The organism is Pseudomonas sp. 32A (assembly GCF_052682255.1).
Genome location: NZ_JBQYLY010000001.1, coordinates 4,185,426 through 4,212,117, shown reverse-complemented (window position 1 = coordinate 4,212,117; position 26,692 = coordinate 4,185,426). Strand labels below are relative to the sequence as shown.

The following is a 26,692-nucleotide window of genomic DNA, read 5'->3' as shown; positions in this document are numbered from 1 at the left end:
CCCTTAATTCCCGGCCACTAAAAAGCCCCGCTCTCTTTCGAGAAGCGGGGCTTTTTATTGCCGCAGCCTAAAACCAATCAGGCTTCGGTCTTGGCAGCGGCTTTTTCTGCTGCGTCTTTGATCAGTGCCTGCAACGAACCATCAGCCGCCATCTCGGTGATGATATCGCTACCGCCGACCAGCTCACCGGCCACCCACAGCTGTGGGAAGGTTGGCCAGTTGGCGTACTTCGGCAGGTTGGCGCGGATTTCCGGGTTCTGCAGGATATCCACGTAGGCGAACTTCTCGCCACATTGCATGATTGCCTGGGAAGCCTTTGCGGAGAAGCCACACTGAGGCGCGTTAGGTGCGCCCTTCATGTAAAGCAGAATAGTGTTGTTGGCAATCTGCTCTTTGATCGTTTCGATGATATCCATGGAACACCTCGGCTGGAACTTTCCGACTCATGGGTCGGCACGGTGGCGCATTGTAACGCAAACCCTAGCATGACGCTCGGACTCCCCGACAGACAATCCTTACGCCGCCGCCACCTGCACCGGCACGCCGTTCAACGCCGCATTGCCCGACAGCTCGTCCAGTTGCCGCTCATCCGTCAGGTCATTCGCGCTCGCCCCCGGTTGCCCGCTGGCGATGGTCATCTGCACGCCCGGGCGGCCGTGGCCCCAACCGTGGGGCAGGCTGACCACGCCGGGCATCATGTCCAGGCTGGCCATCACTTCCACTTCGATCATGCCGATCCGCGAACTGACCCGCACCCGCTGGCCGTCACTCAACTGGCGATGGGCAAGATCGTCCGGGTGCATCAACAACTGGTGGCGGGGTTTGCCCTTCACCAGCCGGTGGTAGTTATGCATCCAGGAGTTGTTGCTGCGCACATGGCGACGGCCGATCAACAGCAACTCATTCACCTCAGGCACTGGCTGCGCGGCAAAGCGCACCAGGTCGGCGAGGATCACCGGCGGCGCAGCCTGCAAATGGCCGTTGGCGGTTTTCATGCGGTCCGTCAGGTTGGGCTTCAGCGGCCCGAGGTCCAGACCGTGGGGGTGATCAGCCAGCGCGGCAATGGACAAGGTATCGCCATAAGGGCCGGCTCGCAGTCCAAAGTCGATCATCTGCGCAGGCGGCATGGTCGGTTTGAGCGTATTCCCCGTCTTCGCGGCAAACGCCTGGGCCAGGCCGACGAAGATTTCCCAGTCATGCAATGCGCCTTCAGGCTTTGGCAGGATGGCGCGATTGAAGCGGGTGACGTTGCGCACCGCGAACATATTGAAGGTGGTGTCGTAGTGATCGTTTTCCAGCGCCGAGGTGGACGGCAGGATCAGGTCGGCATAACGCGTGGTTTCGTTGATATACAGGTCGACGCTGACCATGAACTCCAGGCCATCCAGCGCCTGTTCCAGTTGCCGCCCGTTAGGCGTGGACAGCACCGGATTGCCCGCCACCGTCACCAGCGCACGGATTTGTCCTTCGCCCTCGGTGAGCATTTCTTCAGCCAGTGCCGACACCGGCAGCTCACCACCGTACTCCGGTCGCCCGGAAACCCGGCTCTGCCAGCGATTGAAGTGCCCGCCGGAGGTGGAAGCCACCAGGTCGACTGCCGGTGTGGTGCACAAGGCACCACCCACTCGATCCAGATTGCCAGTGACCAGGTTGATCAGTTGCACCAGCCAATGACACAGCGTGCCGAACGCCTGGGTCGACACGCCCATGCGGCCATAACACACGGCCGTTTCAGCCGCCGCAAAGTCCCGGGCCAACTGGCGGATCTGCTCGGCGGGCACCGCGCATTGACGGCTCATGGCCTCGGCAGTGAATCCGGCCACGGCGTGGCGCACTTCATCCAGGCCGTCGACCGGCAGGTGACTGTCACGGGTCAGGTTCTCGGCGAACAGCGTATTAAGCAAACCGAACAACAACGCGGCATCGCCGCCCGGGCGTACAAACAAGTGCTGATCGGCTATGGCTGCCGTCTCGCTGCGACGCGGGTCAACCACTACGACTTTGCCGCCCCGGGCCTGGATGGCCTTCAGGCGCTTTTCCACATCCGGCACGGTCATGATGCTGCCGTTGGATGCCAGTGGGTTGCCGCCGAGGATCAGCATGAAGTCGGTATGGTCGATGTCCGGGATCGGCAGCAGCAGACCGTGGCCGTACATCAGGTGACTGGTGAGGTGGTGGGGCAACTGATCCACCGACGTGGCGGAAAAGCGGTTGCGGGTCTTGAGCTGGCCCAGGAAGTAATTGCTGTGGGTCATCAGGCCATAATTGTGCACGCTCGGATTGCCCTGATACACCGCCACCGCATTCTGCCCGTGACGTGCCTGGATGCCCGCGAGGCGCTCGGCTACAAGCGCAAAGGCGTCGTCCCACGGGATAGGCTGCCATTCGTTGCCCACCCGCAACATGGGCTGGTGCAGGCGGTCCGGGTCGTTCTGGATGTCCTGCAGGGCCACGGCCTTGGGGCAGATATGGCCACGGCTGAACGTGTCCAGCGGGTCGCCCTTGATTGAGGTGATCGCCAGGCTCCCGTCTTCACCCTGGGTGGTTTCCAGTGTCAGGCCGCAGATGGCTTCGCACAGATGGCAGGCACGGTGGTGGAGAGTCTTGGTCATGGCCAGTCTCTTTATTGTGGGCTGAGCGCTTCGGACGAAAACTATGGCCCGCCGTCGGCAGCAGCGCCAGCAACGTTCGTCGCGTGAATCCAACGGCATCAGGCCGGGCCATGAGGAAACATCAGGAAATGTTTCAGAAGCCTCCGACAGCCCGCTGAAAACGACGCAGCCCGGCCCGCGCCCGCCTTCGCGCATTGCAATGTGGCGCAGCGCCAGTGTACAAATGACCCGCTGCTGTCAGGAAACAGGCTTCAAAAGCGCCCTTCCCGCGTCCTTGAACTCCCCTAAAAACTGTAGCCCTATTGGTAAGACGCGACATTTAATTATAAGATCGCGCCTTCCCCTATTTCGTCGCCCCGTGCGGCTTTCGCCGCAGGTCTCGCCCGTTTTCAAAATAAACAAGGCTTTGAGTATCTGCGGTCTGTTGCAAAAAGGTAGTTAATGATGAGCGCAAGGCACTTTCTCTCCCTGATGGATTGCACGCCCGAAGAGCTGGTCAGCGTGCTCCGTCGAGGCATTGAGCTTAAAGACCTGCGTAACCGCGGCGTACTGTTCGAGCCTTTGAAAAACCGCGTGCTCGGGATGATTTTCGAGAAGTCGTCCACCCGCACCCGCGTGTCTTTCGAAGCCGGCATGATCCAGCTCGGCGGCCAGGCTATCTTCCTGTCACCTCGCGATACTCAACTGGGCCGTGGCGAGCCGATCAGCGACTGCGCGATCGTGATGTCGAGCATGCTGGATGCGGTGATGATCCGTACCTTCGCCCACAGCACCCTGACCGAATTTGCCGCCAACTCCCGAGTGCCCGTGATCAACGGCCTGTCCGATGACTTGCACCCGTGCCAGTTGCTGGCCGACATGCAAACCTTCCTCGAACAGCGCGGTTCGATCCAGGGCAAGGCCGTGGCCTGGATCGGCGATGGCAACAATATGTGCAACAGCTATATAGAAGCGGCGATCCAGTTCGACTTCCAATTGCGCGTTGCCTGCCCTGAAGGCTATGAGCCGGACGCCAAGTTCCTGGCCCAGGCCGGCGACCGCGTGACCATCGTTCGCGACCCGCGTGAGGCCGTCATCGGCGCGCACCTGGTGAGTACCGACGTCTGGACCTCCATGGGCCAGGAAGAAGAAACCGCCAAGCGCCTCAAGCTGTTCGCACCGTTCCAGGTCAACCGCGCACTGCTCGACCTGGCCGCGCCGGACGTGCTGTTCATGCACTGCCTGCCCGCCCACCGTGGCGAAGAAATCAGCCTCGACCTGCTGGACGACCCACGTTCGGTGGCCTGGGCTCAGGCAGAAAACCGCCTGCACGCGCAAAAAGCGCTGCTGGAGTTTTTGGTTGCGCCGGCGTACCGCCCTGCATGAGCCAGCCTTTACTGCTGAATCTACGCAATCTGGCATGCGGTTATCAGGACCAACGGGTGGTGCAGAACCTCAACCTGCACCTCAACGCCGGTGACATCGGTTGCCTGCTGGGCTCCTCGGGTTGCGGCAAGACCACCACCCTGCGAGCGATTGCCGGCTTTGAGCCGGTACACGAAGGTGAGATCAGCCTGGCGGGCGAAGTCATCTCCAGCGCCGGTTTCACACTGGCCCCGGAGAAACGTCGGATCGGCATGGTGTTCCAGGACTACGCGCTGTTTCCACACCTCAGCGTGGCCGACAACATCGCCTTCGGCATTCGCAAGCACCCGCAAAAAGAGCGTGTGGTCGCCGAATTGCTGGAACTGGTGAACCTGAAGAACCTCGGCAAGCGCTTCCCCCATGAGCTTTCCGGCGGCCAGCAACAGCGCGTCGCCCTGGCCCGCGCCCTGGCGCCGGAGCCACAGCTGTTGCTGTTGGACGAACCCTTCTCCAACCTCGACGGCGAACTGCGGCGCAAGCTCAGCCATGAGGTGCGCGACATCCTCAAGGCTCGTGGCACCAGTGCAATTCTGGTGACCCACGACCAGGAAGAAGCCTTCGCGGTGAGCGACCATGTCGGTGTATTCAAGGAGGGTCGCCTGGAGCAGTGGGATACGCCCTACAACCTGTACCACGAACCGCTGACACCCTTTGTCGCCAGCTTCATTGGCCAGGGTTACTTCATTCGCGGGCAGTTGAACACGCCGGAATCGGTCACCACCGAACTGGGCGAGTTGCGCGGTAATCGTGCCTACACCTGGCCCACGGGCGGCGCGGTGGATGTGTTGTTGCGCCCGGACGACATTGTTTATGCACCGGACAGCACCTTGAAAGCGCGGATTGTCGGCAAGACATTCCTTGGTGCATCAACCCTGTATCGCCTGCAATTGCCTACCGGTGCGCAGCTGGAATCGATCTTCCCCAGCCACGCCGATCACTTGGTCGGTGCTGATGTAGGCATTCGCGTGGCGGCCGAGCACCTGGTGTTGTTCCAGGCCTCAGGCAGCACAGCGGCGCACATTCCCCACGTAGAGTCAGGCGTTCGTCGCTACAGCACGGCCACCTGACCTCAGAACATCACGCCCGGCCAATTTCCGCGAATTTGGCCTGGGTGTGTTCGGCCAGCACCGCCGCTGCCAATTCCACCTCAAGCCCTCTTCTACCGGCACTGATAAAAATTGTCGGAAACGACTGCGCCGTCACATCGACAAAGGTGCGCAGGCGCTTCTTCTGTCCCAACGGGCTGATGCCACCCAGCAAGTAACCGGTGGCCCGCTGCGCCGCAGCCGGGTCTGCCATCTCTACCTTTTTCACCCCCGCCGCCTGCGCCAACGCTTTTAAATCCAAACTTCCGACGACCGGCACAACGGCCACCAGCAACTCAGCTTTTTCACTGCTGGCCAGCAGGGTCTTGAACACCTGCGCCGGATCAAGCCCCAATTTTTCCGCGGCCTCCAGACCATAAGACGCTGCCTTGGGGTCATGTTCGTAACTGTGGATTCGATGTTCGGCGCGAACTTTTTTCAACAGATCCAATGCGGGCGTCATGCGGGCTCCAGGCTTGGCAAAAAGGTGAAAAAACAGACCGCCAATTCTAGGCCAACGGAAGGCAAAAGGCTCTAGTCCGGAGCCCTGTGCCACGACCTCGCGTGCTCCTTTTCTGCCACTCCCGGCGCCCACGCCACGATCATTCACCACACCAATAATTACAAAATGACCGATCGTTCACTTTCGACCTTTGACAGCCGTCATTCTTGTCTATATTTTTTCGTTTACGAATACTGTAGGAATACACCTTCGGATTCACAGCAGTAAGCCGCGAAAAGGATGGGGATCCTCGCCACGGTGAAAATCGCCGATTGCCCGATGCGGCAAAACGCCAGACAACAACAAAAACAGAGGTTTTCCATGACAACTGCTCTTCAACAGCCTTCACTCTCAAGCCAATGCATGGCCGAATTCCTGGGCACTGCGTTGCTGATCTTCTTCGGTACCGGATGTGTTGCTGCGCTCAAGGTCGCGGGTGCCAGCTTTGGCTTGTGGGAAATCAGTATCATCTGGGGGATCGGCGTCAGCATGGCGATCTACCTGAGCGCCGGGATTTCCGGGGCTCACCTCAATCCAGCCGTCAGTATCGCCCTGTGCATTTTTGCCGATTTCGACAAGCGCAAACTGCCGTTCTACATCATCGCCCAGGTCGCCGGTGCCTTCTGCTCGGCCGCGTTGGTTTACACGCTCTATAGCAACCTGTTTTTCGATTACGAACAAACCCACCATATGATTCGCGGCACACAGGCCAGCCTGGAATTGGCCTCGGTGTTCTCCACCTATCCGCATCCGCTGCTGGGCACGGCCCAGGCGTTCCTGGTGGAAATGGTCATTACCGCGATCCTGATGGGCGTGATCATGGCCCTGACCGATGACAACAACGGCCTGCCCCGCGGCCCGTTGGCACCGCTGCTGATTGGTTTGCTGATCGCCGTGATCGGCAGCGCCATGGGCCCGCTGACCGGCTTTGCGATGAACCCGGCCCGTGACTTCGGTCCCAAACTGATGACCTTTTTCGCCGGTTGGGGTGAAATAGCCTTCACCGGCGGGCGCGACATTCCTTATTTCCTGATTCCGATCTTTGCACCGATTGTCGGTGCCTGCCTCGGTGCTGCCGCGTATCGCGGGCTGATTGCCCGTCACCTGCCCAGCGCCGCACCTGCTACAACTGATGCAACCGAAGCGGCCGCCAGCGGCAAAACCCGTACTTCCTGATGCGACAGCCTGGGCCGTACTGCCCTTTTGCGGCCCAGGCTGTTTACTTGACTCCCCTATTCTCCGTCCAAGGCAATCGACATGACCGACATTCAGAATAAGAACTACATCATTGCCCTCGATCAGGGCACCACCAGTTCCCGGGCGATCATCTTTGATCGTGACGCCAACGTGGTCTGCACCGCCCAGCGTGAATTCACACAGCATTACCCGCAAGCCGGCTGGGTCGAACATGACCCGATGGAAATTTTCGCCACCCAGAGCGCGGTGATGGTCGAGGCCCTGGCACAAGCCGGCCTGCACCATGACCAGGTCGCAGCCATCGGTATCACCAACCAGCGTGAAACCACCGTGGTCTGGGACAAAATCACCGGCCGCCCGATCTACAACGCGATCGTCTGGCAATGCCGCCGCAGCACCGAGATCTGCCAGCAACTCAAGCGCGATGGCCATGAGCAATACATCAACGACACCACTGGCCTGGTCACCGACCCGTACTTCTCCGGCACCAAGCTCAAGTGGATCCTCGACAACGTCGAAGGCAGCCGCGAACGTGCGCGTAACGGCGAACTGCTGTTCGGCACCATCGACAGCTGGCTGATCTGGAAATTTACCGGCGGCAAAACCCACGTCACCGACTACACCAACGCCTCGCGCACCATGCTCTTCAACATCCACACCCTCGAGTGGGATTCGAAGATGCTGGAGATTCTCGACGTGCCGCGCGAAATGCTGCCGGAAGTGAAGTCTTCTTCGGAAATCTACGGCCGCACCAAAAGTGGCATCGCCATCGGCGGTATTGCCGGTGACCAGCAGGCGGCACTGTTCGGCCAAATGTGCGTAGAACCGGGCCAGGCGAAAAACACCTACGGCACCGGCTGCTTCCTGCTGCTGAACACCGGCGACAAAGCGGTGAAATCCAAGCACGGCATGCTCACCACCATCGCGTGCGGTCCTCGTGGCGAAGTGGCCTACGCCCTGGAAGGCGCGGTGTTCAACGGCGGTTCCACCGTGCAATGGCTGCGTGACGAGCTGAAGATCATCGCCGATGCCACCGACACCGAATACTTCGCCGGCAAGGTCAAGGACAGCAACGGCGTGTACCTGGTACCGGCCTTCACCGGCCTGGGCGCTCCCTACTGGGACCCGTATGCCCGTGGCGCGCTGTTCGGCCTGACCCGTGGCGTACGCGTGGACCACATCATTCGTGCCGCCCTGGAGTCGATTGCCTACCAGACCCGCGACGTACTCGACGCCATGCAGCAGGATTCCGGCGAACGCCTCAAATCCCTGCGGGTAGACGGTGGCGCAGTTGCCAACAACTTTCTGATGCAGTTCCAGGCCGACATCCTCGGCACCCAGGTTGAGCGCCCGCAAATGCGCGAAACCACCGCATTGGGCGCCGCTTACCTGGCCGGCCTGGCGTGCGGCTTCTGGGGCAGCCTGGACGAATTGCGTGGCAAGGCCGTGATCGAGCGCCAATTCGAACCGCAACTGGAAGAAGCGGCGAAGGAAAAACTCTACGCCGGCTGGCAGAAAGCGGTCAGCCGCACCCGCGACTGGGAACCCCACGAAGGCGCTGAATAAGCCAAGCGCCGGACCCACATAGGGTTGTAACTGGCAGGGAGCAGATTCCTGCGTCATCATGGGCCACTTTTTACGGCAGCCCAAAGGACGCACCATGAATCTGCCTCCCCGCCAGCAACAAATCCTCGAACTGGTTCGCGAACGCGGCTATGTGAGTATCGAGGAAATGGCGCAGCTCTTCGTTGTCACCCCGCAAACCATCCGCCGCGATATCAATCAACTGGCGGAAGCCAATCTGTTGCGCCGCTACCACGGCGGCGCAGCCTATGACTCCAGCGTTGAAAACACCGCCTACGCCATGCGGGCCGACCAGATGCGCGACGAGAAACAGCGCATCGGCGAAGCCATCGCCGCACAAATCCCCGATCACGCCTCGCTGTTTATCAACATCGGTACCACCACCGAATCGATTGCCCGCGCGCTGCTTAACCACAGCCACCTGAAAATCATCACCAATAACCTCAACGTCGCCATGATGCTGAGTGCCAAAGACGACTTCGACGTACTCCTGACCGGCGGCAACGTGCGCCGTGACGGCGGCGTGGTAGGCCAGGCCAGCGTCGACTTTATCAACCAGTTCAAGGTCGATTTTGCCCTGGTGGGCATCAGCGGCATCGATGAAGACGGCAGCCTGTTGGACTTCGATTACCAGGAAGTACGGGTTTCCCAGGCGATCATTGCCAATGCACGCAAGGTGATCCTGGCGGCGGACTCCAGCAAATTCGGGCGCAACGCCATGATTCGCCTGGGACCCATCAGTTTGATTGATTGTTTAGTCACCGATCAGCAGCCGGTCCCGGCACTGGTGCAGTTGCTGAATCAGCACAAGATTCGGCTGGAAGTGGTGTAAGCCTATACAGGGGGTGTCCTGCCCCCTGATGTTCACAAATTTTCCTTTCTTCGCCCTTCGATCAGTATTTTCAATCGAAGCGGGCTGGCTGTGCCTGCGTTTATAAGCTACCATTTTCGCAAATGAACATTTATGTTCGAATTCCAATACGAAAAAGATTGCGAGGCCAGCCGATGAACCCTTCTACCTTGCCTGCCCCACCGCTTGCCGAAGTCTATGACGTCGCCGTTATCGGTGGCGGGATCAATGGCGTCGGGATTGCAGCAGACGCAGCCGGTCGCGGTTTGTCGGTATTCCTTTGCGAAAAGGACGACCTGGCCAGCCACACCTCCTCCGCCAGCAGCAAGCTGATCCACGGCGGCCTGCGTTACCTCGAACATTACGAATTCCGCCTGGTGCGTGAAGCCCTGGCTGAGCGTGAAGTGCTGCTGGCCAAGGCGCCGCACATCGTCAAGCAGATGCGCTTTGTGTTGCCACACCGCCCGCACCTGCGCCCGGCGTGGATGATTCGCGCCGGCCTGTTCCTGTATGACCACCTGGGCAAGCGGGAAAAACTCGAGGGCTCCAAGAGCCTCAAATTCGGCCCCGACAGCCCGCTGAAAAGCGAAATCACCAAAGGCTTCGAATACTCCGATTGCTGGGTCGATGACGCCCGCCTTGTAGTACTCAACGCCATGGCCGCGCGGGAAAAGGGTGCGCATATCCACACCCAGACCCGTTGCGTCAGCGCGCACCGCAGCCAGGGCCTGTGGGAAATGAACATGGAGCGCGCCGACGGCAGCCTGTTCTCGATCCGCGCCCGGGCCCTGGTGAACGCAGCCGGCCCGTGGGTCGCCAAGTTCATCAAGGATGACTTGAAGCTGGATTCGCCTTATGGCATCCGCCTGATCCAGGGCAGCCACCTGATCGTGCCGAAGTTGTATGAAGGCGCCCACGCACACATCCTGCAGAACGAAGACCAGCGCATTGTCTTCACCATTCCGTACCTGAATCACCTGACCATCATCGGCACCACCGACCGCGAATACACTGGCGACCCGGCGAAAGTGGCGATTACCGAAGGTGAAACCGACTACATGCTCAACGTGGTCAACGCGCACTTCAAGAAGCAGCTGAGCCGCGATGACATCGTGCACACCTATTCCGGCGTACGCCCGCTGTGCAACGACGAATCCGACAACCCGTCGGCCGTGACCCGCGACTACACCCTGGCGCTTTCGGGCACCTCGGGCGAGGCGCCGTTGCTGTCGGTGTTCGGCGGCAAGCTGACCACCTACCGCAAGCTGGCTGAATCGGCGATGGCGCAGTTGGCACCGTACTTCACGCAGATGCGCCCAAGCTGGACGGCCACGGCCACCCTGCCCGGCGGCGAAAACATGAGCACGCCAGAAGCCCTGGCGGATGCGATTCGCAGCAAGTACGACTGGGTGCCGAGCGAGATTGCCCGTCGCTGGTCCACCACTTATGGCAGCCGCACCTGGCGCCTGCTGGAAGGCGTGCAGTCGCTGGCAGACATGGGCGACCACCTCGGTGGCGGCCTGTACACCCGCGAAGTCGACTACCTGTGCGCTGAAGAATGGGCCACGCAGCCCCAGGACATCCTGTGGCGCCGCAGCAAGCTGGGCCTGTTCACCACGCCGGAAGAACAGGAAAAGGTGCAGCGCTACCTGTCCAAGGTCGAGCACAATCGCGGCAAGATCGAAGCCGCTTGATCGACCCGCTGTAAAAAAGCCCCTGCGCCGAAAGGTCCAGGGGCTTTTTCATGCCTGGAGATGGCGCTGATAACGCAGGCCCATTTCACGAATACCGCTGAAGGCAGAGCCCAGCAACACGGGATAAGCCGCCTGCAAAAAGCCCGGCGTGGCCGTCGCGAGCGCCCGCTCCAACCAAAGGCAGGCCTGCACTTCGTCGCCGTCGTGAGCCAACTCCGCAGCATGGTTGTATTGCCCGCGGAAATCCCCGGCCTCGGCTGAACGGTGATACCACCGGCGCGCCAGTTGAACATCCTTGGGCACCACCACGCCTTCATGGTGGAACCGCCCCAACAGGTTCATCGACTTGGCGTGCCCCTTGGCCGCAGCCTGGCGAAACAGCTCATACGCCGCGACAAGATCACGCTCCACACCACGGCCACGCGTCAGCAACTGGCCGTAGTTATACAGCCCCCAATCCAGCCCCAGATCGGCAGCCTTGCGGTAATGCCGCGCACTGTCTTCCAAATCGACTTCGCAGCCCCAGCCATTCTCCAGGCAGCGCCCGATCATGTTGCTCGCCATGGGGTGGCGCTGCCGGGCGGCGATGCGAAACCAGCTCAATGCCAGGGCCTCATCCTTCTGCACGCCACGGCCGTCAAGCAGCAGCTGGGCCAGCGTCGCCTGTGCATCGGCATCACCCAGTTGGGCGGCATGCATCACCCACCGCACATAGGCGCGCGGATTTTCACCGATGTCGGACGGCTCGCTGCCTGGCTGTGCGCTCTGCATTCCTGCCCCGAATAGCGATCAAGGACCGCAAAAAGTTTCATGATTTATTTGGTTACAAAGTATTACATTTGAGATCGCTTATCAATTACGATCGAATCTCACTAACACCCACAAGAGATAACTCAATGGCTACCGGCATCAGTTCTGCCCCCCTTTCATCGCGGCATATGCTCGCGTCGGCAGTGGGTCTGGCAGTGGCTGCGCAAGGAGGATTCAGTTACGCGGCGGAGACCGCACCAGATGACAACACAGGCGTCATTCAGCTCGGCGCGACCAGCATCGAAGGTCAGGCCCCAAGCCAGAGCGTCTACAACCCTGTGGCGCCTTCTTCCCCCAAGTACACCGAGCCATTGCGCGACACGCCGCAGACCATCACGGTGGTGCCCAAGGAAGTCATCCATGACCAAAACCTGCTGACCTTGCGCGATGTGCTGAGCACCGTGCCAGGCATCACCTTCGGTGCCGGCGAAGGTGGCAGCGGGTATGGCGACAGCATCAACCTGCGCGGCTTCTCCGCCAGCGGCGACATCTACGTGGACGGCGTGCGCGACAGCGCGCAATACAGCCGCACCGACCCCTTCAACCTGGAACAGGTGGAAGTCGTCAGCGGCGCGAGTTCGGTGTATTCCGGTTCAGGTGCAGTCGGCGGCACCATCAATCTGGTGAGCAAACAGCCAGAATTGCGCGACAAAACCACCATCAGTGCAGGTATCGGCACCGATAACTACAAGCGCACCACCCTCGACACCAACCAGCTGCTCAACGACACCACGGCGTTCCGCCTGAACCTGATGGCCCATGGTAACGATGTGCCGGGGCGCGACTATGAGGATTACGAACGCTGGGGCATCGCGCCGTCTATCGCGTTTGGCCTGGGCACACCGACCCGCGTCACGGTCAGTTACGAGCACCAGAAAGACGACAACACGCCGCAATACGGGATTCCGATCTACAACGGCAAGCCGATGCCAGGCGTGGGCTGGAGCGATTTCTACGGCTACCACAACATCAACGAGCAACAAACCACCTCGGACGCGTTCAGCCTGAAGCTCGAGCATGATTTCAACGACGCCGTGTCCGTGCGCAACTTCACCCGCGTCGAGCGCGTTCGCCAGGACCTGCGCGCCTCGGGCCCCGAAGGTGCGCAGGCCGGCTGCCTCGCCAGCGGCACCCAGATCACGGGCGCGCCTTGCGCTGCAGGCCTCAAGCCGGGCTATTTCCAGCCAAGCGGCGGCTCACTGGGTAACGAGCGCAACACCCAGAACAAAATGTTCACCAACCAGACCGACGTCACCAGCCACTTCAGCACCGGCTTCATCGACCACACGCTGGTGACCGGTATCGCCATCAGCCGTGAGGAATACGAGGCGGATACCGGAAAATGGCTGACCAACAGCAACGGCAGCACCATCGTCCCGCCACCGGTCAGCTACAGCGATCCCAACTCCGAATGGACCGGCCCGGTCAATTTCACCCGGGCGGCCCACGTCGATGGCGCGCTGAACAACCGCGCTGCCTATGCCTTCGACACGCTCAAACTCAACCCACAGTGGGAAATCAACGGCGGTTTGCGTTACGAGCACAACGCCGGCAGCTCGGTGACCAATGCCTACTCCAGCACCGGCGTGGAAACGCCCGGCACTCGTTACGGCCAAGCGGATGACCTGACGTCCTACCGCCTGGCCCTGGTCTACAAACCGGCGGAAAACGGCAGCTTCTATATCGCCTACGGCAACAGCAAGACGCCGTCCCAAGCCAGCGTCAATGGGAGTTGCTACACACCGGCCAAAAGCTCCAGCGTGGCCACCAACAATTGCAACGTGGACCCTGAAACCGCCGTCAGCTATGAGATCGGCACCAAGTGGGACCTGCTCGACAATGCCCTGTCGCTGACAGGTGCGATCTTCCGCAACGACCGTACCAACTACAAAGTCGCCGATAACGACCCGAGCAACCTCAGCGGCACGCAAACCCTCGACGGCAAGGCTCGCGCCGATGGTGTGGCCCTGGGCCTCAGTGGCCAGCTTACTGACCGCTGGAAGGTCTTCGCCAACTACACCTACCTGAACACCCGTGTGCTGCGCAGCGCCAGCGATTACACCCTGGCGACCACCGGCCTCGACGTGCAGAAAGGTGAGCCGCTGACCTTCACCCCCAAACATGCCGCCAGCCTCTGGACGGTGTACGACCTGCCCCATGACTTCCAGGTGGGCTATGGCATCACGGCGCAAACCAAGCAGTACCTGGCCAGCGCCGCCGGGGCACCGACTTCGCCTGGCTACGCGGTGCAGCGCGCGATGCTCGGCTACAAGGTCAACAAACAGCTGAACCTGCAACTGAACGTCAACAATCTGTTCAACAAGGATTACCTCACCCGCATCCGTAACAACGGTTGGGCGGTACCCGGCGATGGTCGCGCCGCGGTTGTCTCGGCCGACTACACGTTCTGACGAAAAATCCACACTAAGACGCCCCGGGTAGCCACGCTCCCGGGGCTTTTTTTATGGGCGACATCAGCGTATCCAGGCATTCGGATTTCCGAACGCTGTATACCAACCTATTCGGTTTGCCGGATCGCGCTACAGCAAATTCTTCGTCATACAAAGTTAATCTCCATATATATCATGCGCTTAACCTTTTATTACTGGTCTGGCACGACTCATGCTCTACACTCGTACGCGATTGCCTGAGGCGCCTCAGGAGCCGTCATGGGCATTCGCAGCACTGTTTATATAAAAACGTGGCCGTACCAACCGGTCTCATAAAAAAAACAAATGTCGAGGAAGTATTGATGCGCATCGTTCCCCATATCTTGGGCGCAGCTATCGCTGCTGCTCTGATCAGCACTCCAGTTTTCGCCGCCGAACTCACCGGCACACTGAAGAAAATCAACGACTCCGGCACCATCACTCTCGCTCACCGCGACAGCTCCATTCCGTTTTCCTATATCGCGGATGGTTCGGGCAAGCCAGTGGGCTACTCCCACGACATTCAGTTGGCCGTCGTCGAGCAACTGAAAAAAGACCTGAACAAACCCGATCTGAAGGCCAAGTACAACCTGGTCACGTCGCAAACCCGTATCCCGTTGATCCAGAACGGCACCGCGGACCTCGAGTGCGGCTCCACCACCAACAACGCCGAACGCGCCCAGCAAGTCGACTTCACCGTCAACATCTTCGAAATCGGCACTCGTCTGCTGGTCAAGAAAGACAAGGATGGCAAGCCGTCCTATAGCGATTTCGCTGACCTGAAAGGCAAGAACGTCGTGACCACCGCTGGCACCACGTCCGAGCGCATCATCAAAGCGATGAACGCCGACAAGCAGATGGGCATGAACGTCATCTCCGCCAAAGACCACGGCGAATCCTTCCAGATGCTGGAAAGCGGCCGCGCCGTAGCCTTCATGATGGACGACGCCCTGCTGGCCGGTGAAGAAGCCAAGGCCAAGAAGCCGGATGACTGGGTCATCACCGGTACTCCGCAGTCCTTCGAAGCCTACGCCTGCATGGTTCGTAAAGACGACCCGGCCTTCAAGAAGGCTGTGGATGACGCCATCGTTGCCCTGTACAAATCCGGCGAAATCAACAAGATCTACAGCAAGTGGTTCGAAAGCCCGATCCCACCAAAAGGCCTGAACCTGAACTTCCCGATGAGCGACAAGGTGAAGGAGCTGATCGCCAACCCAAGCGACAAACCAGCGCCTGACGTAAAAATCTGATACCTGACTAAGCTTATCTCCTGAGGGAGCCAACCCTCCCTCAGGCGTCTGTTACTACCTGCTGGCTTTAATTTTGGAACACTCGACCTGGCGGTTTTCGAGCCGATCGCGTGTGCCTGACGTTCACCGTCGGGCGGGAAAGGATCTTCCCCAAGCGGGTGCTTGTACATCGATCGATCTCGAGGGGAGACCCTAATGAACTACAACTGGGACTGGGGCGTATTCTTCAAGTCCACCGGCGTTGGCAGCGAGACTTATCTCGACTGGTACATCTCCGGACTGGGCTGGACCATCGCCATCGCCATCGTGGCCTGGATTATCGCCTTGCTGCTGGGCTCCGTACTCGGCGTCATGCGCACCGTGCCAAACCGCATCGTATCGGGCATCGCGACCTGCTACGTGGAACTGTTTCGTAACGTGCCGCTGCTGGTTCAGCTGTTTATCTGGTACTTCCTCGTACCCGACATGCTGCCGCAGAACCTGCAGGACTGGTACAAACAAGACCTCAACCCGACCACCTCGGCCTACCTGAGCGTCGTCGTGTGCCTGGGCCTGTTCACCGCCGCACGGGTGTGCGAACAAGTGCGCACCGGCATCCAGGCGTTGCCACGGGGCCAGGAATCCGCCGCACGCGCCATGGGCTTCAAGCTGCCACAGATCTACTGGAACGTGCTGCTGCCCCAGGCCTACCGGATCATCATTCCGCCGCTTACCTCGGAATTCCTCAACGTCTTCAAGAACTCCTCCGTGGCGTCCCTGATCGGCTTGATGGAACTGCTGGCGCAAACCAAACAGACCGCCGAGTTCTCGGCCAACCTGTTTGAAGCCTTCACCCTGGCCACGCTGATCTACTTCACCCTGAACATGAGCCTGATGCTGCTGATGCGCGTGGTCGAGAAGAAAGTTGCCGTGCCCGGCCTGATCTCCGTGGGGGGTAAATAATGGAATTCGATTTCAGTGGCATCATCCCCGCCATCCCGGGCCTGTGGAACGGCATGGTCATGACCTTGCAGTTGATGGTCATGGGCGTGGTCGGCGGTATCGTGCTGGGTACGATCCTCGCGCTGATGCGCCTGTCGTCCAGCAAACTGCTGTCGCGCCTGGCCGGCGCCTACGTGAACTACTTCCGCTCGATCCCGCTGCTGTTGGTGATCACCTGGTTCTACCTGGCGGTGCCGTTCGTGCTGCGCTGGATCACCGGCGAAGACACCCCGATCGGTGCGTTCACCTCCTGCGTCGTGGCGTTCATGATGTTCGAGGCGGCGTACTTCTGCGAAATCGTGCGGGCCGGCGTGCAGTCGATCCCCAAGGGCCAGATGGCCGCCGCGCAAGCCATGGGCATGACCTACGGCCAGACCATGCGCCTGATCATCCTGCCCCAGGCGTTCCGCAAGATGACCCCGTTGCTGCTGCAACAGTCGATCATCCTGTTCCAGGACACCTCGCTGGTCTACACCGTGGGCCTGGTGGATTTCCTCAACTCCGCCCGCTCCAACGGCGACATCATCGGCCGCTCCAATGAGTTCCTGGTCTTCGCCGGTGTCGTCTACTTCATCATCAGCTTTTCCGCCTCGCTGCTGGTCAAGCGTCTGCAAAAAAGGTTTGCCGTATGATCTCTATCAAGAATATCAACAAGTGGTATGGCGACTTCCAGGTGCTGACCGATTGCAGCACCGAGGTTAAAAAAGGCGAAGTGATCGTGGTGTGTGGACCGTCCGGCTCCGGCAAATCCACCCTGATCAAGTGCGTCAACGCTCTGGAGCCGTTCCAGAAAGGCGACGTGGTTGTGGACGGCACCTCCATCGCCGACCCGAAGACCAACCTGCCGAAACTGCGCTCGCGCGTCGGCATGGTGTTCCAGCACTTCGAGCTGTTTCCGCACCTGACCATCACCGAAAACCTGACCATCGCGCAGATCAAGGTATTGGGCCGCAGCAAGGAAGAAGCCACCAAGAAGGGCCTGCAACTGCTGGAGCGCGTCGGCCTTTCGGCTCACGCCCACAAGCACCCGGGCCAGCTTTCCGGCGGCCAGCAACAGCGTGTGGCGATTGCCCGTGCGCTGGCGATGGACCCGATCGTCATGCTGTTCGACGAACCGACCTCCGCCCTCGACCCGGAAATGGTCAACGAAGTACTCGACGTGATGGTGCAGCTGGCCCAGGAAGGCATGACCATGATGTGCGTGACCCACGAAATGGGTTTCGCCCGCAAGGTCGCCGACCGGGTGATCTTCATGGACGCCGGCAAGATCATCGAAGACTGCCCGAAAGAGGAATTCTTCGGCGACATCAGCGCCCGCTCCGAGCGCGCGCAGCACTTCCTTGAGAAAATCCTGCAGCACTAAAAAGCCGCAGCTCACTGCTTTTCTGTAGGAGCGTGCTTGCTCGCGAAAGAGGTCAACGATAACGCGATCATCCTGGATGAGCGCGGTGCCCTTGAGTTTTTCGCGAGCAAGCTCGCTCCTGCAGTTGGCAAGTGAGCGATAGCTGACCCAAGGCATCTGTGATGAAATGCGACCCCAACCTCTTTCGCGCCGCGCCGCCATCACTTGCCGTGAAGCCTCGTCTGATTCGCCAATTGTTCCTGCCGCCGCTGATCATCGCCCTGATGATCGGACTGGGTTACGTCGGCTTCTGGATCAGTGAGTTCTATGGAATCCGCACCCTCAGCGATACCGGCGAACGCCAGCTGGAATTGCACGCCCGCACCGTCGAGAGCGAACTCAGCAAATACACTTACCTGCCCAGTCTCCTGGAGCTGGAATCCAGCGTCTCCAAGCTGTTGGCCGACCCGAATCAGGAAACCCGAAAAACCGTCAACGACTACCTCGAAGGCCTGAACCGGCGCAGTCGCAGCCGGGCGATTTACGTGATGGATACCACCGGCCGCGTGCTGGCGACCAGTAACTGGCGCGACGCCGACAGTTACCAGGGTGAAGACCTGTCCTTCCGTGCCTATTTCCAGAATGCCGTGCGCGGCCAGCCCGGCCGGTTCTACGGCATCGGCAGCACCAACGGCGAACCTGGCTATTACCTGGCCCATGGCCTGGAAGAACACGGCAAGATCATCGGCGTCGCCGTGGTCAAGGTCCGCCTGGAAGCGCTGGAAGAGCGCTGGCAGCGGGCGCGCCTGGAGGCCTTTGTCAGTGACGAGAATGGCATCATCATTCTCTCCAGCGACCCGGCCCGTCGCCTCAAGTCCGTGCGACCACTGAGCGATGACACCAAGGACCGCCTCGCCCACAGCCTGCAATATTACTGGGCGACGCTCAACGAGCTGGAACCACTGGCCCGCGAGCGGCTCAATGAAGGCACCGAGAAATTAACCTTCCCGGCCAACAGCGAAGTGGTGGCCGACGAGCATGAGGTCAGCTACCTGGCCCAGACCCGCCCGTTGAACGACACCCCATGGAACTTCACCCTGCTCACCCCGCTGAACGACCTGCGCCAGGCCGCCATCAACCAGGGCATCCTGGTGGCCGTGGCGTTCGCGTTGGTGGCGTTCCTGTTGATCGCCTGGAACGAGCGCCGCAAGGTGATCGCCACCCGCCTCGCCGCCCGGGAAGCGCTGCAGGAAGCCAACAATCAGCTGGAGCGACGGATTGCCGAACGCACCACCGACCTGCGGGCCAGCAACGAACGGCTCAAGAGCCAGATTCGCGAGCGGCGCCAGGCCGAGGAAACCTTGCGCCGCGCCCAGGACGAACTGGTGCAGGCCGGCAAACTTGCCGCCATCGGCCAGATGTCCACCAGCATCGCCCACGAATTGAATCAACCACTGGCCGCCTTGCGCACGCTGTCGGGCAACACCGTACGCTTCCTGGAGCGTGGGGCGCTGGACACCGCCAGTGCCAACCTCAAGACCATCAACGAACTGATCGACCGCATGGGCCGCATCACCGCCAGCCTGCGCTCCTTTGCCCGGCGCGGTGATGACCAGGGCGAGGCCAATCTGGGCAAGGCGGTGGACGCCACGTTCCAGATCCTCGGCAGTCGCCTGGAAACCTCGCCGCTGACGGTTCACCGCCACTTCGCCAGCGCGCAATTGCAGATCGACCAGACGCGCCTGGAGCAGATCCTGGTCAACCTGATCGGCAACGCCCTGGACGCGATGCAGGCGCAACCGGCCCCCGAGTTGTGGCTGGAAGGCGACATCGTCGACGGCAAATATCGCCTGCGGGTGCGCGACAATGGCCACGGGATTGATCCCGAGACCCGCAAGCATTTGTTCGAACCGTTCTTTACCACCAAACCCGGCGAACAAGGCCTGGGCCTCGGCCTGACGCTGTCAGCCAGCCTCGCGGCCGCCACCGGCGGCAACCTCGCCGTCGAGCACCCGGCCAGCGGTGGTACTGCCTTTGTCCTGAGTTTGCCGCTGGCGAGCCCTCAACAAGTCGAGTCGAAATGAACGCAGAAAAAAACACCGACCTGACCGTCCTGATCGTCGAAGACGACCCCCATGTATTGCTCGGCTGCCAGCAAGCCCTGGCCCTGGAAGACATCCCCAGCGTGGGCGTGGCCAGCGCCGAAGAGGCACTGACCCGGGTTGGCGAAAACTTCGCCGGCATCGTCATCAGCGATATTCGCCTGCCGGGCATCGACGGCCTGGAGTTGCTGACCCGCCTCAAGGCCCTGGATAAAAGCCTGCCGGTGGTGCTGATCACCGGCCACGGCGATATCTCCATGGCCGTGGGCGCGATGCGCAACGGCGCCTATGACTTCATGGAAAAACCCTTCTCCCCCGAGCGCCTGGTGGACGTTGCCCGTCGCGCCCTGGAGCAACGCGGTTTGGCCCGGGAAGTCTGGTCGCTACGCCGGCAACTGGCCGAGCGCGACTCCCTGGAAGGCCGAATCATCGGCCGCTCCCCGGCCATGCAAAACTTGCGGGAGTTGATCGCCAACGTCGCCGACACCTCGGCCAACGTGCTGATCGAAGGCGAGACCGGCACCGGCAAGGAACTGGTCGCCCGTTGCCTGCATGATTTCAGCCGACGTCATTCCCATCAGTTCGTTGCCTTGAACTGCGGTGGCCTGCCGGAGAACCTGTTCGAAAGCGAAATCTTCGGCCATGAAGCCAACGCATTTACCGGCGCCGGCAAGCGCCGCATCGGCAAGATCGAACATGCCCACGAAGGCACGCTGTTCCTCGACGAAGTGGAAAGCATGCCGATGAACCTGCAGATCAAACTGCTGCGGGTGTTGCAGGAGCGCACCCTGGAACGCCTGGGTTCGAACCAGAGCGTGGCCGTGGATTGCCGGGTGATCGCCGCCACCAAGTCCGACCTCGACGACCTGAGCCGCGCCAACCAGTTTCGCAGCGACCTGTACTACCGCCTCAACGTGGTAACCCTGGAACTGCCGCCGCTGCGGGAACGCCGGGAAGACATCCTGCAATTGTTCGAACACTTCCTGCAGCAGTCGTCGTTGCGTTTCGACCGCACCGCGCCGGACCTCGACAACCAGACCCTGTCCAACCTGATGAGCCACGACTGGCCGGGCAACGTGCGGGAATTGCGCAACGTGGCCGAGCGGTTTGCCCTGGGTTTGCCGGCGTTTAAAAAAAGCGGCGCCAGCAGCGGCAACCACGGGTTGGCCTTTACCGAAGCGGTGGAGGCGTTTGAGCGCAACCTGCTTAATGATGCGTTGCAGCGCAGCGGTGGCAACCTGACCCAGGCCAGCCAGGAACTGGGGATGGCCAAGACCACGTTGTTCGACAAGGTCAAGAAATACGGGCTGAGCCACTAGGAGCGCATTGTGGATTTATTGCTGAAGGCGGCGTTGGGCGCGGGGGTGGTGTTGATTCTGGCGGCGTTGGCCAAGACCAAGAACTACTACATCGCCGGGTTGGTGCCGCTGTTTCCGACGTTTGCGTTGATTGCGCATTACATTGTTGGCAGGGGTCGGTCGGTGGAGGATTTGAAGACCACCATCGTGTTCGGGATGTGGTCGATTATTCCGTACTTTGTGTACCTGGCGACGTTGTATGTGATGGTTGACCGGATGCGTCTGGAGGCTTCGCTGGCGGTGGCGGCGGTGGCGTGGTTGATGGCGGCTACGGTGTTGGTCAGCGTGTGGGTCCGGGTACACGCCTGACATACGCCTGTCAAAAATGTGGGGCTGGGTGGGTGTGTATATCCGTTATTTGGGTAACGGCCGCTATTGGTTCCGCTCTTACAGCGGCTCACTTTTGAAGAGCGCAAAAGTAAGCAAAACGCTCTTGCCCCACCACTCGGCACCTCGCCTAGGCTCGGTGTGCCCTCACTCCGGCTTTGGACCGTGGGCCGCCGTCATGGGCCATCCTTGGCCCAGGACGGCTAACCTGGCGTCCTGCCAGGTTACCCACGCTCCAAAGCCTGCGTTCGGCCAGCGTGGTTTAACGGGGCGCCTAAGATCAAGATCAAAAGCAGATCAAAAGCACAGCGGCCTCCCGGCCGGCTTGAGTGTTAAAAGCAAAATCTAAAGCGGGCACGGTCCAAATGTGGGAGCGGGCTTGCTCGCGAAGGTCGTTAACGATGACGCGGGCATCCTGAATGAACGCGGCGCTCTCAGGTTTTTCGCGAGCAAGCCCGCTCCCACAGAAAAGCAGATTTGTTTTCGCTCTGGTTTTTGCTTTTGCTCTTTAACACTCAAGCCGGCCGGGAGGCCGCTGTGCTCTTGCTTTTGATTTTGATCTGACTGCCCCAATAAGCCCGAGGCCGAACGCAGGTATTGCGGAGCGGGTAAACCGGCAGGACGCCGGTTTAGCCGCGCCGGGCCATGGATGGCCCGTCGCGGCGGCCCGCGGAGCAATGCCGGAGTGAGGGAACACCGAGCCTAAGCGAGGTGCCGACAGGCGGGGCAGAGCCCTTTGCTTACTTTGGGGCTTTTCCAAAGTGAGCCGCTGTAAGAGCGGAACCATAAGTCGCCGTTACCTAAATAACGGATATGTACTCCCCCCCAAAAAACGCTCAGCGCCCCCTAGCGAACAATCTTGTCCACCTGAATCCCCAGCTTCTTCAACCGATACCAAAAGCTACGCTCAGAAATCCCGATCTTCTGCGCCGCCGCAGCCTGCACCCCGTTGCTCTCCTGCAACGCAGCCATGATGTAAGCCTTCTCCACCTCAGCCAGCGCCGCATCCAGATCCTGCGGCACCCCCGGTCCGTTGCTGAGTATCGCGCCCACCCCCTCCTCAGCCGGCTTCGAAGCAAACAGATACGCCGGCAGATCAATGTCCTCGATCACCGGCGTCGCCGCGACGATGGTCGCCCGCTCCACACAGTTTTGCAGCTCACGAATATTGCCCGGCCAGGAATACGCCCCCATGGCCTGCAATGCCTCAGGGCTGAAACCGGTGATGCGTTTACCCGCCGTAGCACTCAAGGTCTGGGCAAAATGCCGAGCCAGCGGCGCGATGTCTTCCACCCGTTCGCGCAAGGCCGGCAGCGGAATCGGGAACACATTGAGGCGGTAGTAAAGGTCTTCACGAAACTCTTTGTTCGCCACCGCATCCAGCAAATTCTTGTTGGTGGCGGCGATCACCCGCACATCCACTTTGCGCTCGCGCGGATCGCCCACCGGCTCGATCACCCGCTCCTGCAAGGCCCGCAGGATTTTCGCCTGCAACGCCAACGGCATGTCGCCCACTTCATCGAGAAACAACGTGCCCTTGTCCGCCTGCATGAAGCGCCCGACCCGGTCCGCCACCGCGCCGGTAAAGGCGCCCTTGCGATGGCCGAACATCTCGCTTTCCAGCAAGCCTTCGGGAATCGCCGCACAGTTGACGGCTACAAATGGCTTGTCGGCGCGATTGCCGTGTTTGTGGATGGCGCGGGCGACCATCTCTTTGCCGGTGCCGCTTTCGCCCGTCAGCAGCACTGTAGCGTTGCTGTCGCGCACCGAGTCCACGGCGTGCAGCACGCGGCGAAACGCCGGGCTGTCGCCCACCAGGCTGTCGAACTGCGAGTGTTCATCCAGCTCCGCACGCATGCGCGCGTTGTCGCGCATGATGTCGCGAAACTGCAGGGCCTTGGCCACGGTGATGTCCAGCTCATCGATGTCGAAGGGCTTGGCGATGTAGTCGTAGGCACCGTTGCGCATCGACTGCACCGCGTTTTTCACGGTGCTGTAGGCGGTCATCACGATCACCGGCAGGTGGGGGTAACGCACCTTGATTTCCGCCAGCAGCGCCGGCCCGTCCATGCCGGACATGCGCCAGTCGCTGATCACCAGGTCGATGTCTTCCTGCTCCAGCACCTTGAGCGCGTGCAGGCCGTTGCCGGCGGTAAACACCTGGATCCCGCTCTGGCTCAAGGCCGACGAGAGCAAGTCACAGAGCTTGGGTTCATCGTCGACTACCAATACGTTATGCGTCATCACCATCCTCATCATCGCCGTCATCGTCACCCTGGGCCGGAATGTACAGGCTGAAGGTGGCGCCGGCATCTTTCTCGCTGACACATTCGATGCTGCCGTCATGACTTTCCATGATCGAGAAGACTTTGGCCAGACCCAAGCCCGTGCCCGAGGCCTTGGTGGTGACGAATGGTGTGAAGATCCGCTCAATCATGTCCGACGGAATGCCTTCGCCGGTATCGCCGATGCTGATCACTGTGTTGCCGCCCACGCTGCGGATGCCCAGGGTCAGGCGACCGCCTCCGGGCATGGCATCGATGGCGTTGAGAATCAGGTTTAGGCACGCCTGCTTGAGCTGCTTGGCATCGGCGTAAATCGTCGCACCGGGGGCTTGGTCATCGATATGCGCGTCGATGTTATGGGTCGACAGCTCAGGTCCGCAGAAGCCGAGGATTTCCTCCACCACCGGCCGTGCCGCTTGCACCGTGCGCAACGGCGCGCTCGGTTTGGCGAAGTCGAGGAATTCGGTGATCAGGTCGTTGATCCGGCTGACTTCGCTGATCACGTATTCGAGGTGGCGTTTGTCGGTTTCCGGCAAATCGGCGCGGCGGTGCAGCAACTGGGTGGCGGTCTTGATAATGCCCAGCGGGTTGCGGATTTCGTGGGCCAGGCCCATCGCGACTTCGCCCAATGCATGCAGGCGGTCGCGGCGGCGCAGTTGCGCTTCCAGGTGATGCAACTCACCGAGGCGCTCCGTCATGTGGTTGAAGGTGCTGCTCAGTTGCGCCAGTTCGTCACCGCCACTGACCGCCACACGATGCTGATAGTTACCCGAGATCACCGCGCTGACACCTTCGGACAAGTCCCGCAACGGGCGCGTGAGACGCTGGGACACCAGCATGCCGGCACCGAGGGACAGCGCCGAGCTGAGCAGGAAGATCAACACGAACAGATTGCTCTGGTTCACCAGGCCCACCAGGCTGGTGTGCCGCAGCAAGCCGCTGAAGATCACCCCTTGCAGCTCGCCGGCATCATTGAAGATCGGCCAGTACAAACCGCTGTAGTTGTTGGTGAACTGTTCGCTGGGCTGCTTGGTGCTGCGCAGCGCGGCTTCGATGTTCGAAGGAATCCGGGTGGGGTGATCGACGAAACGCTGGGTAGAGAAAATCTCCGAGAAGCCGTTGGGATTGGCCAGGTACAGGCGCAAGTCGAGGGAATGCACATCGGCCACGCTGGTCAGGAAACTGCTGTCCAGGTAGGTGGCCACCAGCAGTTGATAGTCAACCCCGTCCTCACTGGTCTCGAAGGTCGACACCACCACGCCGGTGGTCACGCCCGCCACCTGGACGGTCTGCAACACCGCATTACTGGCCAGGTTGATTTGCTTGACGATGTCATCGGCGGCAGTGCTGAAGACAATCTTGTGGTCACTGCTGCGGATCAGCGCGACCACATCGATGTCGGTGGCGGCGGCAATGTCGGCGGTCAGCTTGTCGTGCTTCTCGGCCTGGCGCGACGACGGCGGCTTGGTGTAGCGCAGGAACAGTTGAGCGACCCGGGCGTTGTCGTGGAGGATGTCGCCAATCTCATCCTTGACGATCTTGGTCGACTCCTGCAGCCAGATCCGCACGTTGCTGTCGAAGATCTGCGACAGCGTCGTAGCGGCCAGCTCCGCCGCAATCATCGTCGGAATCACCGTGACCAGCCAGAACGCCAACACCAGCTTGCGCTGGACGCTCCAACGCGAAATGGCAAAGGGGCGAGCTTTTTGGCGGGTCTTGTTGATCATCAGGTTTCGCTTATCGCAGCAGCCATGGCAGGGTCGGATCGATCCGGTCGGAGAAACACTTTTGCAACGAACAGCGCACGGTTGACCAGCCAGTTACGGTGGCGAAAAAACATGCTGTTGCCCTGAAACTCGCAGCCCAGCAGCAGCTTGCTGGCATAGCCGGCCTGACCGCATTCATATAACGCAATCTCATTGCGAATACAGTAGTCGATATTGGTTAACCAACCGCGCACAGCCAGGCTGTATTCATGGCTGTAATCACTGTCTTCGCCGAAAAATTTGTCAATCAACCGGTCCTGGTTCAACAGGATCAGGTTGAACGCCACCAATTGCGCGTCCACCCAATACAGCACACAGACCGCACGCTCTTGCAGCTGTTCAAGGATACCGGTGAAATAGCCCGCCGGCAGCCGCTCGAACTGCAGATCGGAACGTTCCAGGGTGGCCTCATACAGCGCCATGATGCGCGGCAGGACGTCATCGATGTTGCGACGCCACTCAACGCGCGGGCCAGGCGCGCGCAGTTTGCGGCGTAAGTCTTTGCGGGTGGCTTTGTCCAGGGAACCCAGGTAGGCGTCCACTGAACCAAAAGGGATCGGCAATAAGGCCGTTGGCAGGCTGGGCATGCTCTGGAAACCTGCGTCAAGGCAGCTGTTTGACCAGGCTTCATCCTTGGTCGGTGCGTCCTTGACCGCCACCAGCCCAACACCAAACGTATCGGCATCCTGGCGCGCGGCGGCGAGCAATTGCGCAAGCAGCGCCTGGCGCCCTGATTCGGGAACGTGGCTGGCGATGCCTGCATTGCACTGTTCCGCCACCGGCGAACCGATGGCATACAGGCCCAACTTCAAAACACCCGGCCACAGTCGCTCCAGGCGCTCGGTAAAGCGCTTGCCTACGCCCGACACCGTGGTGTCGAGGCGATAACGCGTGATGAACGCCGGCGCGACCGCTACCAGCGTTGCATCGTCAAACACCGCCAGATAGCGCCACTGAAAATCATCGATAGCGGCATTTTCCACGGCCACGTAATAGTCCCAATCCTCCAGGGCATCGGGAAAACAGTCGTTCCAGGCACTGCGCTCGATGGCCCGAATAGTCGAAAAGGCTTGGGCGGTAATCACAACGTTTCCTTGTAGGAGCGAGCGTGCTC

Annotated in this window: 21 protein-coding genes; 14 read left to right on the top strand and 7 right to left on the bottom strand. The window is 60.5% G+C overall.

The annotated features are described in order from the left end of the window. Window positions 1-77: 77 nt before the first annotated feature. Both grxD and ACUN0G_RS19270 read right to left on the bottom strand, forming a co-directional pair. Entirely contained in the window at window positions 78-416 is a 339-nt protein-coding gene (gene grxD / locus ACUN0G_RS19275) for a Grx4 family monothiol glutaredoxin (protein WP_034118308.1), read from the bottom strand. A 99-nt stretch (window positions 417-515) separates the two neighbouring features. Then, window positions 516-2,612 (bottom strand): molybdopterin oxidoreductase family protein, encoded by a 2,097-nt coding sequence (locus ACUN0G_RS19270; RefSeq protein WP_445574048.1) that lies wholly within the window; start codon window positions 2,610-2,612, stop codon window positions 516-518. 444 nt (window positions 2,613-3,056) lie between these two features. Between ACUN0G_RS19270 and argF the strand changes: the two genes are divergently transcribed. Together argF and ACUN0G_RS19260 are read left to right on the top strand one after the other, a co-directional pair. Then, complete coding sequence (gene argF, locus ACUN0G_RS19265) at window positions 3,057-3,977, top strand: ornithine carbamoyltransferase (protein WP_445574047.1); 921 nt, start codon at window positions 3,057-3,059, stop codon at window positions 3,975-3,977. Beyond that, a complete protein-coding gene (locus tag ACUN0G_RS19260; protein ID WP_445574046.1) occupies window positions 3,974-5,083 on the top strand; it encodes an ABC transporter ATP-binding protein in 1,110 nt (369 codons plus the stop codon). The genes argF and ACUN0G_RS19260 overlap by 4 nt, the downstream gene beginning before the upstream one ends. Window positions 5,084-5,093: 10 nt before the next feature. Here the strand turns inward: ACUN0G_RS19260 and ybaK are convergent, their stop codons facing one another. Beyond that, on the bottom strand, window positions 5,094-5,564 hold the full coding sequence (ybaK, locus tag ACUN0G_RS19255) for a Cys-tRNA(Pro) deacylase (protein ID WP_010170166.1): 471 nt from the start codon (window positions 5,562-5,564) through the stop codon (window positions 5,094-5,096). A 360-nt stretch (window positions 5,565-5,924) separates the two neighbouring features. Between ybaK and ACUN0G_RS19250 the strand changes: the two genes are divergently transcribed. The 4 genes from ACUN0G_RS19250 to glpD all read left to right on the top strand — a co-directional run bounded on the left by ACUN0G_RS19250 (window position 5,925) and on the right by glpD (window position 10,928). Further along, on the top strand, window positions 5,925-6,779 hold the full coding sequence (locus ACUN0G_RS19250) for an MIP/aquaporin family protein (RefSeq protein ID WP_445574045.1): 855 nt from the start codon (window positions 5,925-5,927) through the stop codon (window positions 6,777-6,779). A gap of 81 nt (window positions 6,780-6,860) precedes the next feature. Continuing rightward, entirely contained in the window at window positions 6,861-8,366 is a 1,506-nt protein-coding gene (glpK, locus tag ACUN0G_RS19245; RefSeq protein WP_445574044.1) for a glycerol kinase GlpK, read from the top strand. A 94-nt stretch (window positions 8,367-8,460) separates the two neighbouring features. Beyond that, on the top strand, window positions 8,461-9,216 hold the full coding sequence (locus ACUN0G_RS19240; RefSeq protein WP_003208723.1) for a DeoR/GlpR family transcriptional regulator: 756 nt from the start codon (window positions 8,461-8,463) through the stop codon (window positions 9,214-9,216). A gap of 173 nt (window positions 9,217-9,389) precedes the next feature. After that, window positions 9,390-10,928, top strand: a complete 1,539-nt coding sequence (gene glpD, locus ACUN0G_RS19235) for a glycerol-3-phosphate dehydrogenase (RefSeq protein ID WP_258347651.1) — start codon at window positions 9,390-9,392, stop codon at window positions 10,926-10,928. Window positions 10,929-10,976: 48 nt separating this feature from the next. Here glpD and ACUN0G_RS19230 read toward each other — a convergent pair whose 3' ends face one another. Beyond that, window positions 10,977-11,699 (bottom strand): tetratricopeptide repeat protein, encoded by a 723-nt coding sequence (locus ACUN0G_RS19230; protein ID WP_445574043.1) that lies wholly within the window; start codon window positions 11,697-11,699, stop codon window positions 10,977-10,979. 125 nt (window positions 11,700-11,824) lie between these two features. Between ACUN0G_RS19230 and ACUN0G_RS19225 the strand changes: the two genes are divergently transcribed. The 8 genes from ACUN0G_RS19225 to ACUN0G_RS19190 all read left to right on the top strand — a co-directional run bounded on the left by ACUN0G_RS19225 (window position 11,825) and on the right by ACUN0G_RS19190 (window position 21,509). Further along, window positions 11,825-14,149: a TonB-dependent receptor gene (locus ACUN0G_RS19225; protein ID WP_445574042.1), complete on the top strand. Its 2,325-nt coding sequence runs from the start codon at window positions 11,825-11,827 to the stop codon at window positions 14,147-14,149. A 341-nt stretch (window positions 14,150-14,490) separates the two neighbouring features. Further along, complete coding sequence (locus ACUN0G_RS19220; RefSeq protein WP_445574041.1) at window positions 14,491-15,417, top strand: glutamate/aspartate ABC transporter substrate-binding protein; 927 nt, start codon at window positions 14,491-14,493, stop codon at window positions 15,415-15,417. Between the two features lie 195 nt (window positions 15,418-15,612). Then, complete coding sequence (locus ACUN0G_RS19215) at window positions 15,613-16,359, top strand: amino acid ABC transporter permease (protein WP_421524924.1); 747 nt, start codon at window positions 15,613-15,615, stop codon at window positions 16,357-16,359. Then, window positions 16,359-17,030: an amino acid ABC transporter permease gene (locus tag ACUN0G_RS19210; RefSeq protein WP_445574040.1), complete on the top strand. Its 672-nt coding sequence runs from the start codon at window positions 16,359-16,361 to the stop codon at window positions 17,028-17,030. Before ACUN0G_RS19215 ends, ACUN0G_RS19210 begins: the two co-directional genes overlap by 1 nt. Next, entirely contained in the window at window positions 17,027-17,761 is a 735-nt protein-coding gene (locus tag ACUN0G_RS19205; protein WP_003208734.1) for an amino acid ABC transporter ATP-binding protein, read from the top strand. Before ACUN0G_RS19210 ends, ACUN0G_RS19205 begins: the two co-directional genes overlap by 4 nt. A gap of 161 nt (window positions 17,762-17,922) precedes the next feature. After that, window positions 17,923-19,824, top strand: a complete 1,902-nt coding sequence (locus ACUN0G_RS19200; protein ID WP_258347659.1) for a sensor histidine kinase — start codon at window positions 17,923-17,925, stop codon at window positions 19,822-19,824. Next, entirely contained in the window at window positions 19,821-21,161 is a 1,341-nt protein-coding gene (locus ACUN0G_RS19195) for a sigma-54-dependent transcriptional regulator (protein ID WP_309255770.1), read from the top strand. Before ACUN0G_RS19200 ends, ACUN0G_RS19195 begins: the two co-directional genes overlap by 4 nt. 18 nt (window positions 21,162-21,179) lie before the next feature. After that, on the top strand, window positions 21,180-21,509 hold the full coding sequence (locus tag ACUN0G_RS19190; protein ID WP_445575575.1) for a GlpM family protein: 330 nt from the start codon (window positions 21,180-21,182) through the stop codon (window positions 21,507-21,509). Window positions 21,510-22,373: 864 nt separating this feature from the next. Here ACUN0G_RS19190 and ACUN0G_RS19185 read toward each other — a convergent pair. The 3 genes from ACUN0G_RS19185 to ACUN0G_RS19175 are packed head-to-tail and all read right to left on the bottom strand — an operon-like array spanning window position 22,374 to window position 26,663. Then, window positions 22,374-23,771: a sigma-54-dependent transcriptional regulator gene (locus ACUN0G_RS19185; protein ID WP_445574039.1), complete on the bottom strand. Its 1,398-nt coding sequence runs from the start codon at window positions 23,769-23,771 to the stop codon at window positions 22,374-22,376. After that, window positions 23,761-25,539: a sensor histidine kinase gene (locus ACUN0G_RS19180; protein ID WP_076015434.1), complete on the bottom strand. Its 1,779-nt coding sequence runs from the start codon at window positions 25,537-25,539 to the stop codon at window positions 23,761-23,763. Before ACUN0G_RS19180 ends, ACUN0G_RS19185 begins: the two co-directional genes overlap by 11 nt. Then, window positions 25,539-26,663: a GNAT family N-acetyltransferase gene (locus ACUN0G_RS19175; protein ID WP_445574038.1), complete on the bottom strand. Its 1,125-nt coding sequence runs from the start codon at window positions 26,661-26,663 to the stop codon at window positions 25,539-25,541. The genes ACUN0G_RS19180 and ACUN0G_RS19175 overlap by 1 nt, the downstream gene beginning before the upstream one ends. Window positions 26,664-26,692: the final 29 nt, after the last annotated feature.

What these genes read in the sequence shown, in the direction of transcription:
- grxD (WP_034118308.1), bottom strand. Translation starts at nt 416, where the DNA reads ATGGATATCATCGAAACGATCAAAGAGCAGATTGCCAACAACACTATT.
- ACUN0G_RS19270 (WP_445574048.1), bottom strand. Translation starts at nt 2,612, where the DNA reads ATGACCAAGACTCTCCACCACCGTGCCTGCCATCTGTGCGAAGCCATC.
- argF (WP_445574047.1), top strand. Translation starts at nt 3,057, where the DNA reads ATGAGCGCAAGGCACTTTCTCTCCCTGATGGATTGCACGCCCGAAGAG.
- ACUN0G_RS19260 (WP_445574046.1), top strand. Translation starts at nt 3,974, where the DNA reads ATGAGCCAGCCTTTACTGCTGAATCTACGCAATCTGGCATGCGGTTAT.
- ybaK (WP_010170166.1), bottom strand. Translation starts at nt 5,564, where the DNA reads ATGACGCCCGCATTGGATCTGTTGAAAAAAGTTCGCGCCGAACATCGA.
- ACUN0G_RS19250 (WP_445574045.1), top strand. Translation starts at nt 5,925, where the DNA reads ATGACAACTGCTCTTCAACAGCCTTCACTCTCAAGCCAATGCATGGCC.
- glpK (WP_445574044.1), top strand. Translation starts at nt 6,861, where the DNA reads ATGACCGACATTCAGAATAAGAACTACATCATTGCCCTCGATCAGGGC.
- ACUN0G_RS19240 (WP_003208723.1), top strand. Translation starts at nt 8,461, where the DNA reads ATGAATCTGCCTCCCCGCCAGCAACAAATCCTCGAACTGGTTCGCGAA.
- glpD (WP_258347651.1), top strand. Translation starts at nt 9,390, where the DNA reads ATGAACCCTTCTACCTTGCCTGCCCCACCGCTTGCCGAAGTCTATGAC.
- ACUN0G_RS19230 (WP_445574043.1), bottom strand. Translation starts at nt 11,699, where the DNA reads ATGCAGAGCGCACAGCCAGGCAGCGAGCCGTCCGACATCGGTGAAAAT.
- ACUN0G_RS19225 (WP_445574042.1), top strand. Translation starts at nt 11,825, where the DNA reads ATGGCTACCGGCATCAGTTCTGCCCCCCTTTCATCGCGGCATATGCTC.
- ACUN0G_RS19220 (WP_445574041.1), top strand. Translation starts at nt 14,491, where the DNA reads ATGCGCATCGTTCCCCATATCTTGGGCGCAGCTATCGCTGCTGCTCTG.
- ACUN0G_RS19215 (WP_421524924.1), top strand. Translation starts at nt 15,613, where the DNA reads ATGAACTACAACTGGGACTGGGGCGTATTCTTCAAGTCCACCGGCGTT.
- ACUN0G_RS19210 (WP_445574040.1), top strand. Translation starts at nt 16,359, where the DNA reads ATGGAATTCGATTTCAGTGGCATCATCCCCGCCATCCCGGGCCTGTGG.
- ACUN0G_RS19205 (WP_003208734.1), top strand. Translation starts at nt 17,027, where the DNA reads ATGATCTCTATCAAGAATATCAACAAGTGGTATGGCGACTTCCAGGTG.
- ACUN0G_RS19200 (WP_258347659.1), top strand. Translation starts at nt 17,923, where the DNA reads ATGAAATGCGACCCCAACCTCTTTCGCGCCGCGCCGCCATCACTTGCC.
- ACUN0G_RS19195 (WP_309255770.1), top strand. Translation starts at nt 19,821, where the DNA reads ATGAACGCAGAAAAAAACACCGACCTGACCGTCCTGATCGTCGAAGAC.
- ACUN0G_RS19185 (WP_445574039.1), bottom strand. Translation starts at nt 23,771, where the DNA reads ATGACGCATAACGTATTGGTAGTCGACGATGAACCCAAGCTCTGTGAC.
- ACUN0G_RS19180 (WP_076015434.1), bottom strand. Translation starts at nt 25,539, where the DNA reads ATGATCAACAAGACCCGCCAAAAAGCTCGCCCCTTTGCCATTTCGCGT.